Origin of the sequence: Streptomyces sp. P1-3 (genome assembly GCF_050613155.1) — a bacterium.
Lineage (GTDB): Bacteria > Actinomycetota > Actinomycetes > Streptomycetales > Streptomycetaceae > Streptomyces.
Genome location: NZ_CP192512.1, coordinates 5,438,557 through 5,452,353 on the forward strand (window position 1 = coordinate 5,438,557; position 13,797 = coordinate 5,452,353).

General features: G+C 70.9%; 13 protein-coding genes and 2 tRNA genes. 9 read left to right on the forward strand and 6 right to left on the reverse strand.

Annotated features, from left to right (window positions below):
• Positions 1–9: 9 nt before the first annotated feature.
• The 9 genes from ACQUSR_RS23005 to ACQUSR_RS23045 all read left to right on the forward strand — a co-directional run bounded on the left by ACQUSR_RS23005 (position 10) and on the right by ACQUSR_RS23045 (position 8,905).
• Complete coding sequence (locus ACQUSR_RS23005) at positions 10–1,821, forward strand: LCP family protein (RefSeq protein ID WP_431044493.1); 1,812 nt, start codon at positions 10–12, stop codon at positions 1,819–1,821.
• A gap of 151 nt (positions 1,822–1,972) precedes the next feature.
• Positions 1,973–2,407, forward strand: coding sequence for a ribosome silencing factor (gene rsfS, locus ACQUSR_RS23010; RefSeq protein ID WP_431044494.1), 435 nt, complete (start codon positions 1,973–1,975; stop codon positions 2,405–2,407).
• 35 nt (positions 2,408–2,442) lie between these two features.
• The gene (locus ACQUSR_RS23015; RefSeq protein WP_431044495.1) at positions 2,443–3,057 is read left to right on the forward strand and encodes a histidine phosphatase family protein; all 615 of its coding nucleotides are present in this window, start codon (positions 2,443–2,445) and stop codon (positions 3,055–3,057) included.
• A gap of 87 nt (positions 3,058–3,144) precedes the next feature.
• A tRNA-Ala gene (locus ACQUSR_RS23020) sits at positions 3,145–3,217 on the forward strand.
• A gap of 198 nt (positions 3,218–3,415) precedes the next feature.
• Positions 3,416–3,649: a hypothetical protein gene (locus ACQUSR_RS23025; protein ID WP_304461684.1), complete on the forward strand. Its 234-nt coding sequence runs from the start codon at positions 3,416–3,418 to the stop codon at positions 3,647–3,649.
• 117 nt (positions 3,650–3,766) lie between these two features.
• Positions 3,767–3,839: transfer RNA gene (locus ACQUSR_RS23030), tRNA-Ala, on the forward strand.
• Positions 3,840–4,096: 257 nt separating this feature from the next.
• Positions 4,097–6,976, forward strand: a complete 2,880-nt coding sequence (gene leuS / locus ACQUSR_RS23035; protein WP_431044496.1) for a leucine--tRNA ligase — start codon at positions 4,097–4,099, stop codon at positions 6,974–6,976.
• Positions 6,977–7,119: 143 nt separating this feature from the next.
• Positions 7,120–7,905 carry a hypothetical protein gene (locus ACQUSR_RS23040; RefSeq protein WP_431044497.1) on the forward strand — a complete coding sequence of 262 codons (786 nt, stop codon included), beginning with the start codon at positions 7,120–7,122 and terminating at the stop codon, positions 7,903–7,905.
• Between the two features lie 154 nt (positions 7,906–8,059).
• Positions 8,060–8,905 (forward strand): DegV family protein, encoded by an 846-nt coding sequence (locus ACQUSR_RS23045; RefSeq protein ID WP_431044498.1) that lies wholly within the window; start codon positions 8,060–8,062, stop codon positions 8,903–8,905.
• Between the two features lie 70 nt (positions 8,906–8,975).
• Here ACQUSR_RS23045 and ACQUSR_RS23050 read toward each other — a convergent pair whose 3' ends face one another.
• The 6 genes from ACQUSR_RS23050 to ACQUSR_RS23075 form a co-directional block, all read right to left on the reverse strand.
• Positions 8,976–9,815, reverse strand: coding sequence for an AAA family ATPase (locus ACQUSR_RS23050; protein ID WP_431044499.1), 840 nt, complete (start codon positions 9,813–9,815; stop codon positions 8,976–8,978).
• A gap of 131 nt (positions 9,816–9,946) precedes the next feature.
• Positions 9,947–10,657, reverse strand: a complete 711-nt coding sequence (gene fabG, locus ACQUSR_RS23055; protein ID WP_431044500.1) for a 3-oxoacyl-ACP reductase FabG — start codon at positions 10,655–10,657, stop codon at positions 9,947–9,949.
• The gene (locus ACQUSR_RS23060; protein WP_431044501.1) at positions 10,654–10,911 is read right to left on the reverse strand and encodes a hypothetical protein; all 258 of its coding nucleotides are present in this window, start codon (positions 10,909–10,911) and stop codon (positions 10,654–10,656) included. The genes fabG and ACQUSR_RS23060 overlap by 4 nt, the downstream gene beginning before the upstream one ends.
• Positions 10,908–11,597, reverse strand: coding sequence for a hypothetical protein (locus ACQUSR_RS23065; protein WP_431044502.1), 690 nt, complete (start codon positions 11,595–11,597; stop codon positions 10,908–10,910). Before ACQUSR_RS23065 ends, ACQUSR_RS23060 begins: the two co-directional genes overlap by 4 nt.
• Positions 11,598–11,898: 301 nt before the next feature.
• Positions 11,899–12,957, reverse strand: a complete 1,059-nt coding sequence (locus tag ACQUSR_RS23070; RefSeq protein WP_431044503.1) for an AvrD family protein — start codon at positions 12,955–12,957, stop codon at positions 11,899–11,901.
• Between the two features lie 253 nt (positions 12,958–13,210).
• Entirely contained in the window at positions 13,211–13,702 is a 492-nt protein-coding gene (locus ACQUSR_RS23075; protein WP_431044504.1) for a MarR family winged helix-turn-helix transcriptional regulator, read from the reverse strand.
• Positions 13,703–13,797: the final 95 nt, after the last annotated feature.

Genomic DNA, 13,797 nt, shown 5'->3' on the forward strand with positions numbered 1-13,797 from the left:
GGGGTACGCGTGAACGACGGACAGGACCCGTACACGCAGGATCCGTATGACCCGCAGCCGCAGGTGTACGGCTACGACGCCTACGGCCGCCCGGTGTACCAGCAGCCGCAGGCGGTGCAGCACGACGAGTACGGCTACGCCTACGACCCGTACGGGCAGCAGGCGCCCCCGGCCCAGCAGCAGCCATACGACACGTACGGTCAGCAGCAGGACACGGGGTACGACCTCTACGGTCAGCAGCAGCCGACCGGAACGCAGCCCGTGTACGACCCGTATGCCGCTCAGCAGCAAGCCCAGCAGACAGGCCTCCAGCAGCCCCAGGGCCGGCCCCAGCAGCCGATGCGGCACGTACCGCACCAGCAGGACTACGCCGCGTACGACGACACCGATGCCCAGCACGGCGGCCCCGGCGCGCAGCACGGCGACCCCGGCGCGCAGCACGGCGACCCCGGCGCGCAGCGCCTCGTGCCTCCGCAGCGCGAGCGCGAACAGGCCGGGACGGCACCGGCGCGGCCGCAGCGCCGGCCCGCACCGGAGCGCGGCGAGGAGCCGCAGGACGGCCAGTACCGCACGGAGCAGTTCTCCTTCGTCGAGGAGCCCGACGAGGACTCCGAGGACGTCATCGACTGGCTGAAGTTCGCCGAGACCCGCACCGAACGGCGCGACGAGCGGCGCCGCAGGACCCGCAACCGCCTGATCGCGCTGGCCGTGGTGCTGGTGCTCGCCGCCGCGGGCGGCGTCGGCTACCTCTGGCACGCCGGCAAGCTGCCCGGGATGTCGGGCAGCGCTGAGGAGCAGGCGCAATCCGGCGGCCCGCAGCAGCGCGACGTGATCGTGGTGCATCTGCGCGAGACGCGCGGCGGCGACAGCTCCACGGCGCTCCTGGTCGACAACGAGACCACCAAGAAGGGCACCACCGTCCTGCTGCCCAACGCGCTCGCCGTCGCCAGCGAGGAAGGCGGCCCCACCACGCTCGGCAAGCTGGTGGAGGGCGAGAGCTCGGACGCCACCCGCGACGCGCTCGGCACCCTGCTGGGCTCGAAGATCGAGGGCACCTGGCGGCTGGACACGCCCTACCTGGAGAACCTGGTCGAACTGGTCGGCGGCATCACCGTCGACACCGATGTGACCGTGCCCGCGAAGAAGGGCGAGGAAGAGCTGGTCAAGCGGGGCAAGGAGCAGACCCTGAGCGGTCAGGCGGCCGTCGCGTACGCCACCTACCGGGCTCCCGCCGAGGCCCAGACCAAGCAGCTGGCCCGGTTCGGCCAGGTCATGCGGGCCGTGCTGAACAAGATGCCCAGCGACGCGGACGACGCGACCAGGACCGTCGAGGCGCTCGTCCAGATCCCGGACCCCTCGCTCAGCGAACGGGACCTCGGCTCGTCGCTGGCCGACCTCGCCGAGCAGGCCAAGACCGGTGCGTACGACACCACGCTGCTGCCCGTGCAGCAGGACGGCACGCTCAGCGAGCGCGCCACCGAGCGCGTGGTGAAGGACATCCTCGGCGGCACGGTGAAGAACACCGACCAGGGCGGGGCGACGCGGATCAGCCTGCGCAACGCCTCCGGTGAGGAGAGCGCGGCGGGCGCCGCGCAGGTCACCCTGGTGAACGGCGGCTTCACGGTGGTCGGCGCCAGCGCTGAGCGCACCGCACAGGCCACGTCCCGGGTGACCTACGCCGACGACCGGCACGCGGCGCAGGCCGAGGAGGTCGCCAAGACGCTGGGCCTGCCGACGAGCGCGGTGCGCAAGGGCAAGGGCGCGTTCAACGCGGACGTGACCGTCGTCCTGGGCCGGGACTACAAGGGCTCGGTGGGCTGACGGGCCGGTCGGAGGGCCTGGCCAAAACTCCTGGCGGAGGTGTCGGTGGGGCGTGAGACCCTTGAGGTGTCACGTCCCCGACCCAGGCTGCTGTCGTGTGGGGACCTCGGATGACGCAGATGATCCTGACCCCGACCGGAAAGTTCCGCCTGTGACCGCCACGGACCGCTCCATCGAGCTCATCAACGCCGCCGCCCAGGCGGCCGCGGACAAGCTCGCGCACGACATCATCGCGTACGACGTCAGCGACGTGCTGTCGATCACCGACGCCTTCCTGCTGGCCTCGGCGCCCAACGACCGCCAGGTGAAGTCGATCGTCGACGAGATCGAGGAGCGGCTGACCAAGGAACTGGGCGCCAAGCCGGTGCGCCGCGAAGGCGACCGCGAGGCCCGCTGGGTGCTGCTGGACTACGTGGACATCGTCGTGCACGTCCAGCACAGCGAGGAGCGCGTCTTCTACGCGCTGGAGCGGCTGTGGAAGGACTGCCCGCAGCTGGAGCTGCCCGCCGACGCCGTCGCCACCCGCGGCAAGGCCGCCGAGTACGCGGCCGCACAGTCCGCGTCCGGGGACGGTGAACTCAGCTGAACGGCTCCAAGACGGGCCGTGGCCGCCGCATAGTCATGTGGCGGCACGGCCAGACGGCCTGGAACGTGGAGCGCCGCTTCCAGGGTTCGACCGACATCGTCCTGACCGAGACCGGCTTGGCGCAGGCGCGCCGCGCCGCCCGGTTGCTGGCCGCGCTCAAGCCGGACGCGATCATCGCCTCCGACCTGAAGCGGGCCGCGACGACCGCCGCCGAGCTGTCCGCGGTCACCGGGCTGGAGGTCGCGCATGACGCGGGCCTGCGGGAGACCTACGCCGGTCAGTGGCAGGGCCTCACGCACGAGGAGATCATCGAGCGGTTCGGCGAGCAGTACGCCGCGTGGAAGCGTGGTGAGCCGGTGCGGCGCGGCGGCGGCGAGCTGGAGACCGAGGTCGCCGAACGGGCGGCGCCGGTGGTGCTGGGACACGCCGACAAGCTGCCGGACGGCGGCACTCTCGTGGTGGTCAGCCACGGCGGCACGATCCGCACCACGATCGGGCGGCTGCTCGGGCTGGAGTCCCGGTCCTGGGAGGCGCTCGGCGGCCTGTCCAACTGCTGCTGGTCGGTGCTGGGCGAGGGCGCGCGCGGCTGGCGGCTGCTGGAGCACAACGCCGGGACCCTCCCGGAGCCGGTGCTCGGCGACGACGACTGAGCCGATTTCCCATTCGGGCAGGTCACAGGCTAAGGTTCTTCTTGTTCGCAGGGCGGCGGGGAAAACCCCGGCCGGACTGAGAACAGCGGGGCTATAGCTCAGTTGGTAGAGCGCTTGCATGGCATGCAAGAGGTCAGGAGTTCAATTCTCCTTAGCTCCACAGCCCGGACGATCCCGTTCCCCTTCCGTGGGGGAGCGGGATCGTTGCGTTGGCCCGGCATGCACCGCCGGCCCGGCCAACTCGGTCCGGCCACCCGGCCGCTGGCGCGCCGTCAGGCCCGACTCGTCCCGCTGACCTGTGCCGCTTCCCGTGGCAGAATCGTCTCCGCCAGTCCACGACCACCTCAGGAGCGCGGTAATGGGGGCACACAGCCGCAAGTGCGACTGGTGCGGCAGCGGCACGCCGATCGTCCGGGACATGGAGCCGGTCAACCCCGAGTACCAGTACTGGTGCGCGGAGTGCGCGCGGGCGCTGATCATAAAGGGCGACCCGATCGAGACCTACCGCGAACTGGAGGGCGAGCCGATCTACGGCCGCCTGCTCGACGAGCACTGCACACTCAAACGGTTCTACTCCTTCGCGACGGCATGACCGCCGTCGGGCGGCCGGCGCGGAACCGATTTGGCAGAAGGCGGGGCTCTCCGTGTAATGTAGGCGATGCCGCCGCGGGGAACCGGAAAAACCGGGGAAACGAGCGGTGCACAACCTGGGGCTATAGCTCAGTTGGTAGAGCGCTTGCATGGCATGCAAGAGGTCAGGAGTTCAATTCTCCTTAGCTCCACTCCCAGCAGACAGCGGGTCGTCCGATACGGACGGCCCGCTTCTCGTTGTCCACAGGCGCCCCCAGATGCACGCCGCCGCTTCACCCGCTGCGGTAACCTGACCCCATGCGTGCCGTACGCCTTCTGCTTAGCGGGCCGCGCTGATCAGTACCGACCGGTGACACACCAGGTCGGCATCGGCGCGGCGTCCCCTCCTGTGCGAGGGGATTTTTCGTTTCCACCGCTGACAGAGACGATCGATGGAGCTTAGAGGACGATGAGCGAGACCAACACTGCTGCCGAGGTGGCCGCGCCGCACCGCTACACGGCCGCGCTGGCCGCCGACATCGAGGCCCGCTGGCAGGACGCGTGGGACGCGGACGGCACGTACGAGGCACCCAACCCGAGCGGCGACCTGGCGGGCGACCCCGACGTCGTCGCACGGCCCAAGAAGTTCATCATGGACATGTTCCCGTACCCCTCGGGCGCGGGACTGCACGTCGGCCACCCGCTGGGCTACATCGCCACCGATGTCTACGCCCGCTTCCACCGCATGACCGGCCACAACGTCCTGCACACCCTGGGCTTCGACGCCTTCGGCCTGCCCGCCGAGCAGTACGCCGTCCAGACCGGCACGCATCCGCGGGTCTCCACCGAGGCCAACATCGTGAACATGAAGGCCCAGCTGCGCCGGCTGGGCCTGGGCCACGACAAGCGCCGCTCGTTCGCCACGATCGAGCCGGACTACTACAAGTGGACCCAGTGGATCTTCCTGCAGATCTTCAACAGCTGGTACGACGAGACGGCGGACAAGGCCCGGCCGATCGACGAGCTGATCGAGCAGTTCGCCTCCGGTGCGCGGGCCACCCCCGACAGCCGCCCGTGGGGCGAGCTGACCGCCGCCGAGCGCTCCGACGTGCTGGGCGGCTACCGCCTGGCGTACGCCTCCGACGCGCCGGTCAACTGGTGCCCCGGCCTGGGCACCGTCCTGGCCAACGAGGAGGTCACCGCCGAAGGCCGCTCCGAGCGCGGCAACTACCCGGTCTTCAAGGCCAATCTGCGGCAGTGGAACATGCGCATCACCGCGTACGCGGAGCGTCTGCTGGCGGACCTGGACGCGCTGGACTGGCCGGAGGCCATCAAGCTGCAGCAGCGCAACTGGATCGGCCGCAGCGAGGGCGCGCGCGTCGACTTCCCCGTCCACGGCGCCCACGGCGAGGGCGACAAGAAGATCACGATCTTCACCACCCGCCAGGACACCCTGTTCGGCGCCACCTACATGGTGCTGGCCCCCGAGCACGAGCTGGTCGACACCATCGCCCCCGAGGCGTGGCCCGAGGGCACCCACGAGGTGTGGACCGGCGGGCACGCCACCCCGGCCGACGCCATCGCCGAGTACCGCAAGTTCGCGGCCGCCAAGTCCGACGTCGAGCGGCAGGCCGACGCCAAGGAGAAGACCGGCGTCTTCACCGGCGCCTTCGCCGTCAACCCGGTCAGCGGCGCGCCGGTGCCGGTCTTCATCGCCGACTACGTCCTGATGGGCTACGGCACCGGCGCGATCATGGCCGTCCCGGCGCACGACAGCCGTGACTTCGCCTTCGCGCGCGCCTTCGAGCTGCCGATGCGCTGCGTCGTGGAACCCGCCGACGAGCGTGGCACCGACCCGTCGACGTGGGAGGACGCCTTCGACTCGTACGAGGCGAAGATCATCAACTCCTCCGACGACACGATCTCGCTGGACGGCCTGCTGGTCCCCGACGCCAAGGCGAAGATCACCGCCTGGCTGGCGGCGGAGGGCATCGGCGAGGGCACGGTCAACTTCCGGCTGCGCGACTGGCTGTTCAGCCGCCAGCGCTACTGGGGCGAGCCCTTCCCGATCGTGTACGACGAGGACGGCGTCGCCCACGCGCTGCCGGAGTCGATGCTGCCGCTGGAGCTGCCCGAGGTCGAGGACTACTCTCCGCGCACCTTCGACCCGGACGACGCCGACACCTCCCCGGAGACCCCGCTGTCCCGGAACGAGGACTGGGTCAACGTCGAGCTGGACCTGGGCGACGGCGTGAAGCGCTACCGCCGCGAGACCAACACCATGCCCAACTGGGCCGGCTCCTGCTGGTACGAACTGCGCTACCTGGACCCGCACAACAGCGAGCGGCTGGTCGCCCCGGAGACCGAGCGCTACTGGATGGGCCCGCGCGAGGGGCAGCCGCACGGCGGCGTCGACCTGTACGTGGGCGGTGCCGAGCACGCTGTGCTGCACCTGCTGTACGCCCGCTTCTGGTCCAAGGTGCTGTTCGACCTGGGGCACGTCTCCTCGGCCGAGCCGTTCCACAAGCTGTACAACCAGGGCATGATCCAGGCGTACGTCTACCGGGACAGCCGCGGCATTCCGGTCCCGGCCGCCGAGGTCGAGGAGCGCGACGGCGGCTACTTCTACGAGGGCGAGAAGGTCACCCGTCTGCTGGGCAAGATGGGCAAGTCCCTGAAGAACTCGGTCACCCCGGACGAGATCTGCGCCGAGTACGGGGCCGACACGCTGCGCCTGTACGAGATGGCGATGGGTCCGCTGGACGTGTCGCGGCCGTGGGACACCCGCGCGGTCGTCGGCCAGTACCGGCTGCTGCAGCGGCTGTGGCGCAACGTCGTGGACGAGAACACCGGCGAGGTCACCGTCGTCGACACCGAGCCGGACGAGGCTACGCTGCGCGCCCTGCACAAGGCGATCGACGGCGTCCGGCAGGACATGGCGGGGCTGCGCTTCAACACCGCCATCGCCAAGGTCACCGAGCTGAACAACCACGTCACCAAGGTGCGTGAGGTGCCGCGTTCGGTCGCCGAGCAGATGGTGCTGCTGGTCGCGCCGCTGGCCCCGCACATCGCGGAGGAGCTGTGGCGGCGGCTGGGGCACCAGGGCTCGGTGGTGCACCAGGAGTTCCCGGTCGCCGATCCGGCGTACGTGGTGGACGAGACCGTGACCTGCGTCGTCCAGATCAAGGGCAAGGTCAAGGCGCGGCTGGAGGTCGCCCCGTCGATCACGGACGAGGAGCTGGAGAAGCTGGCACTGGCCGACCCGGCGGTGGTGGCGGCACTGGGCGGCGCGGGCATCCGCAAGGTGATCGTGCGGGCGCCGAAGCTGGTCAACATCGTCCCGGCGTGACGGCGTCCCGGCGTGACGGCGTGACGGGGTAGGCCGCTCCCTCAGGGGCTGGTTTCCGGGCGGGGCGCGGGTTCTGCGGAACTCGCGACCCGCCCGTCGCCGTTTACCGTGGGGACACGTACGCCGACTGCGAGGGGACCTCCATGGGAACCGCGATCCTGATCCTGGTGCTCTTCTTCGTGGCGCTGATGGCACTGGGGGTGTACGTGGGCGTCAAGGCCGTCCGCGCGGCCAAGCGCGGTGTCGACCGTACGATCACGCAGGCGCGGCGCACGGTCGAGGAGACCACTCTGCGGGCCAAGAGCTACGGCCAGCCGGGGCCGGCGGGGGAGCTGGCGCAGTTGCGGCTGGCCTTGCGCACGTCGATGCGGGCCACGCGGGAGGCGCTGGACGCGGGTGCGGCGGAGGACGCCTCGCTCAAGGAGTCGCTCGCGCTCTTCGAGCGGCTCAGCCTGCACGAGCGGGAGCTGGACGAGGAGCTGAAGCGGGCGGAGCGGGAGCCGGACAAGGGGCGGCTCGCGGCCGTGCTGCCGGAGCTGCGCGAGCGCACGGAGCGGATCAGGCACGCGGCCGACTCGCTGCGCTGGGCGGTGCAGGAGCGGGGGCGGCGGTTCGCCGAGGACGACCTGGCGGATCTGGGGCGGCAGATCGAGATGGAGGCGGGGGCGCTGCGGCACTGGGCGCCGGCCTCCGACGGCCCCGCGCGGGAACCGGCGGAACCGGTCCCGGGACACGGGGCGCAGGCGGGAGCGGGGTCGGGTGCGGGTGCGGGTGCGCAGGACGGTCCGCGAGCGGGGGCGCAGGCCGGGGCGGGCGCCGGGGCGGGGGAGCCGCCCGCGATTGATGCGACGCCGGAGCAGCCCTGGCAGTCGGGCGCGGCATGGCGGGAACCCTGGCGCAAGGCCACCCGTCCCGAAGGCCGCGGCTGAGCGGCATGCCCTCCGGAACGGGCACGCGGCTGAGCGTGAGGGCCATGGCCGGGACATGCGTCTGAGCGGTACGGTGGGCAGCGAAGCGGACGCCCGCCCTCCGGGCGGAGGGCCCGCGCTGTCGGCCCCGGACGTCCCCCGATAACCTCCAGTCATGTCCCGCCATGTCGCCATCGTGACCGATTCCACGGCCTATCTTCCCCCGCAGGCGATGGAGCGGCATCGCATCGTCTCCGTTCCGCTCACCGTGGTCCTCGGCAGCCAGGCGCTGGAAGAGGGCACCGAGATCTCGGCCCGCTCCGTCGCGCAGGCGCTGCAGAAGCGCAAGTCGGTCACGACGTCCCGCCCGGCCCCGGAGATGTTCGCCGCCGCCTATCGCGCCGCGGCCGCGGCGGGGGCGGAGGGGATCGTGTCCCTGCATCTGTCCGCCGAGTTCTCCGGGACCTACGACGCGGCGGTGCTGGCCGCCAAGGACGCTCCGGTGCCGGTGCGCGTGGTGGACAGCGGCATGGTCGCCATGGCGCTCGGCTTCTGCGCACTGGCGGCGGCCGAGGCGGCGGACAGCGGCGGGGATCTGGACGAGACGGTCGCCGCGGCCGAGAAGCGCGCCGAGGGCACCTCCGCGTACTTCTACGTCGACACCCTCGACTATCTGCGGCGCGGCGGCCGGATCGGGGCCGCGCAGGCCCTGTTCGGATCGGCCCTGGCGGTCAAGCCACTGCTGCAACTGGACGGCGGGCGGATCGAGTTGCGGGAGAAGGTCCGCACCGCGTCGAAGGCCATCGCACGGCTGGAGGAGATCGTCGTGGAGCGGGCCGGCGTCGGCGCCGTGGACATCGCGGTGCACCATCTGGCGGCGGAGGAGCGCGCGACGGCCCTTGCGGAGCGGCTGCGGGAGCGGGTGCCGGGCCTTGCCGAACTGTACGTCAGCGAGGTCGGCGCGGTGATCGGGGCACACACCGGACCGGGGCTGCTGGGCGCGGTGGTGGCACCGAAGTAGTCCTCGGTCGCCGGACGGGCTTTCCAACCCGTCCGGCGGCGAGGGCCCGGGATCAGGCGAGGGCCCGGGATCAGTAGCGCATGGCGTAGGCGATGCGGCGCCGCCAGGACTTGGCACGCTGCGCGCTGTGGAAGCGCGCGTCGTTCTCCAGTACCTCGGTGGCCTTGCGGACGCGTTCCTGGGCGATGGTGATCGCGTCGTCCAGCGGCATCACCAGCGGCAGGTCGAAGAGTTCGACGATGCGTGCCACCCGCTCCCGTACCGTGCCGCCGACCACGTGATACGGGATCTCCATCTCCTCCAGCGTCTCGATCAGCAGGTCGTCCGACAGCTTCCGGAACGGCTCGGACACCGGCCGGTGTCCGTCGGCCCGCATCGTGAACTCCACCGGGAGGTGGACGTACCCGTCGTAGATCCGCTTGGCGCGCGCCTTGGCGATCTCCCCGTAGGCGTGCATGTACTGCCGGTAGAAGGGCTTGGCGGGCAGGCCCGCGGCCTTCTTGACTGCCCGGAGGAGGATGTTCGCGCCCGGGTTGATGCCCGCCCGCATCCGGGCCTCGCCGTAGATCCACTCGTGGATCACCGAGCCGTCGGAGACGAACGAGCCGGGCAGCGCCTCGTGGTGGATGCGTTCCTCCAGCCGCCGGAGGCCCAGCATCAGCAGCTCGTTCGCGGACAGCTCCTCCAACTGCTTGCCGGGCACCAGGTCGAGCAGGATCTCCCGCGCGGTCATGGCGTGGGTGCGCCGGATGCCGGTCGCGACCGACACCGCCTCGGTGGTGGTGCTCTTGCCGCTGGAGTAGGTGCCGGAGATGGCGAGGCGGATCACGCGCTCGCTCGGCGGCGGAGTGGGGGCGGCGGGCGGTGCGGCCGCCCGGAGGAGCGGCGGTTCGTGCGTGCTGTTCTTCATCCCCGTGTCCTTCTGGTGTGAGTGTGCGTCTGTGTGGTGGTGGGCGGGCCCGGGCAGCGCCGACGGGGCCGGAATTGAGGGCTCCGGGGGCGTGGGCTCGGGAGGCGCGGGCTCTGGACGCGGCGGCAGGCTCATCCGCCCAGCCCCAGGCCGCCGCTCACCGGCAGCATCGCGCCGGTGACGTAGCGGCCGGAGTCCCCGGCCAGATAGCGCACCGCCTCGGCGACGTCCTCGACGCTCCCGGAGCGGCCCAGCGGCGTGATGCGCAACAGCTCCGCGCGGCGGCGGTCGGTGATCTTCCGGCTCATGTCCGTCTCGATGAGGCCGGGCGCGACGACGTTGACGGTGATGCCCCGGGAACCCAGCTCCCAGGCGAGGGAACGGGCGAAGCCGAGCAACCCGGCCTTGGACGCCGCGTAGTTGGCCTGGCCCGCCGCGCCGTAGGCGGAGACCATCGAGGAGATCAGGACGATGCGGCCCCAGCGGGCGCGGATCATGCGTGGCGCCGCACGTCGGACCGTACGGAACGCGCCGTTGAGGTTGGTGTCCACGACGTCCACGAAGTCCTTCTCGCCCATGCGCAGCAGGAGCGCGTCGCGGGTGATGCCGGCGTTCGCCACCAGGACCTCCACCGCGCCGAGTTCCGCCTCGATCCGCGCGTAGGCCGCGTCGATGCTGGCCGCGTCGGTCATCTCGGCACGTACGGGGAACAGCCGGTCGTCGGGCGGTTCGACGCCGCGATAGGTCACGGCGACCCGATGGCCGTCGGACCGCAGAGCGCGCGCCACGGCGAGCCCGATACCGCGATTGCCGCCGGTCACGAGCACGGTCCGGGGGGTCATGCGGCCCTCCCGTGCTCAGACGTGAGCGCCGTGGCACTCCTCGCGTCGTCGGTGCCCTGCGCGTCGTCGGCCGGGTGCGGGGGCAGGGGCCGGTTGTGGGACAGGCCGATGGTGACGGCGGCGGCGATCTCGGTGAGCAGCTCGACCTGGGTCGGCAGGGCGACGGCCGGACCCGCCGCCCCGGCCCGTGCCCTGGTCCGTACCCCGGACCGGTCTCCGGGCCGGTCTCCGGGGCGGGGCGGGTCCGGGGTCACCGCTCGGCCCCCGTCCGCGTGATGCGCGGGGCTGCCGACACCGCGGGCACCACGGTCGCGGCAGCCGCCGAGGCCGTCGACACCGCCGATGCGCCCAGGGCCGCCGGGCACATCGCGGCATGGCCTGCCCCTGCATGGCAGGAGTCGAAGATGTGGCGCACGGCGGCGGCCATGCGAGCGGGCGGCAGCGCGCCGGGCAGCAGCCGCCGCGCGAACCGGATCCGGGGGCCCTCCGGCGGCTGCTCCTCCTCGTCGAGGAGGAGGGGAGGGAGCAGGGCCAGCGGGACCCGGGAGAGCACCTCCCTGGTCCGGGTGAGGAAGGCCGTACCGCGCCCGCGATGGAGCTCGGGCAACCAGTCCAGGAACGGAAGTGTGAACTCCAGTAGCTCCGGGGCCTCCTGGGGCTCCGGAACCTCCCGCAAGCCCCGCAGGGCGGTACGCAGCGCCTGCGGAGCCCGTTCCCACTCCTCACGCAGCAGAGGAACGGTGTCCCCGGCGCCGTCGAGGACGACGAGTACGGGACCGCGGCCGTCCAGGTGCTTGCGGAGCTCGGCCCGGTGCACTTCCTGCGGCCAGAGGCCCTGCGGGATCCAGGTGCCGCCGCCCGCGTCGTGCCAGATGATCCGTGCCGGGCCTTCGAATACGACGAGCACTTCACCGAAGCGCATCGCCGGTGTCGATGTCATTTCGCTGTTTCCCCCGAGTTTCTTTTCGAGTGCGACGACATGCGGCAGGCATACCGACTCATGTCGCCGTGCATGTGATTTCCGCAGGAAGTAAGCGAACCGCGGCCCGCGCATATCGCGAACCGAGCTGTGTGCGGAAATCCCTGCGGACGCATACTCGCGTACGCGAGTGAAAATGCGTGGGGGGTTGGGGAAGACGTAAGGCCGGCGCCGTGCTGTCGGCCGCCGTGCCGCCGTCGCCGTGTTGTCGTCGGCGTATCGCTGTCGACGGGATCTTTCTCAGGTGTCGACGGGATCTTGTTCAGGCCGCGCTGTGGGCGGGCAGTCGGTGCGCTATCGAGCACCAGCCGTGAATGCCGCAGAAGTCGTCGACTCTGAGATCGGTGGCCCGCCACAGCTCGCCGTCGAGGCTGATCAGCCGGTTCTTGGTGGTGTACGCGGCGGCGTCGAACGGCGCGTCGGCGGGGCGCGTCGGGGTGTCCGCCTCGATGACCATGCGCCGCATCCACAGCGTGTCGCTGCGGCCGCGGGCCAGGTCGTCCTGCGCGTACAGCAGCGCCTGGGCGAGCTGGGCGATGCTGACCAGCGCGTCGACCATGGACACTGACGGCGCGTAGGCCGCCTCGGCGCCGCGCCGGGCGCCCGGCCGACCCTGTCCAGCCGGTTCCATCCGATCGTCGGGATGGAGCGCGAGCTGCTGCCGGGCGTGCACCCGCTGTCCGGCCAGGTCGACCGCGACGTCGCGGGCGGTCTGCCGGTGGGCCTTGTAGCCCTCGCCGTAGACGCGGACCTGTGCCGGGCCGAGCGCGTCCGCGACGGAGTTGAAGACATGGCAGGCCGGATCGCCGTCGGCGGTGCGCGCGCCGGGTTCATGGACGAAGGCGCACCTTGCCTTGAGCCCTCCGACACGGCAGTCGTACGTGCTCCGCAGCAGGCCGGCGCCCGCTCCCTCGGACTCGGTCGCCACCAGGCGGGCGCGGACCGGGAAGTCGGTCAGGTCCTCGTGCGGGCGGTTGCTCGCCCGGATGTCGACCGACCGCAGCCAGGTGCGGCGCTGCTGCTCGGGAGTGAGCCGGTGCCCGGTGTTCAGGTGCACCTCGGCCAGTGATGCGGCGAGCACCAGAACGTCGATGCTGCTGACATGCGGGCGCAGCTCCCGCGCGGACGATTTACGGGACCAGTCCCGTGGATAGCTGAGCGAGGCCCATGCGTTGACCTCCGCACCCGGTGCGGTGGAGCCGTCGGCCACGATGTGCCGCAGATACTGGCCGACGCGCTTGTAACCGGCACCGAAGAAACGCGATTCCTGTGGGCCGAGACAGGCGTCGAGTGAATCGAACAGTAAGAGATCTTCAGACATTCCCCCGTGGTCCTTCCTGCGCTGCGGTAATCCGCACGTATGGACAGGACGGTAATGCGTGCTGCGAGCAGGCTAGCACAAAGGAAAGATCCACACGGGTGTGATGTGTTTCATTTTTCTACGGGCGGGTAACGGAAATCGCGGAATGTTTCATTCGATGTGCCAGGGGGTCACGGAATCCGGATTCTCGGATTCCGTGGGGTGAATTCGGTGAATTCCTGGGTGCTGAAACGTGTTCGATCTTTTGTGTCGATCATTCTTCGCACGCGACGACGCGGGGCCAGTGATCCGCGAGCACCCCGCCGAGGATCTCCCGCAGCCGCTCCTGGTCCTCCTCCGGCACGGAGGCGAGGAACGCGCGCTCCACTCGGTCCACCGCCTCGGCGGCGGTGGCGACCACCCGCCGTCCCTCGTTGGTCAGATGGAGGATGTAGCGCCGGCGGTCGGCGGGGTTGCGCCGTCGCTCGACGTGGCCGTTGTCCTCCATCTCGTCCACCAGCGCGACCATGGTCGTCGGATCCAGGTTCAGCAGTCTGCTCAGATCCTGCTGGGACAGGGCGTGTCCGCCTTCGAGCGCGGCGAGTACGAAGTAGTAGCGCATGCGCAGCCCCTGCGCCTCCAGCGCCTGGTCCGCCTCGTGCAGCAGCAGGATCCCCGCTTTGTGGAGGAGGTAGCCGGTTCTGCGGACCAGCGGGAAGTCGAACGTCGCGGCGCCCTGGCGGGCGGATGCTGAGCTACGTGACATGGCGGGCCGATCCGGGGCGGTAGGGGGTGGGGGCGCTCATTATCGCTGGGTGTACGACTTGAGGCCCAGCGCGGGGTGGCGCGCTGGGCCTGTCC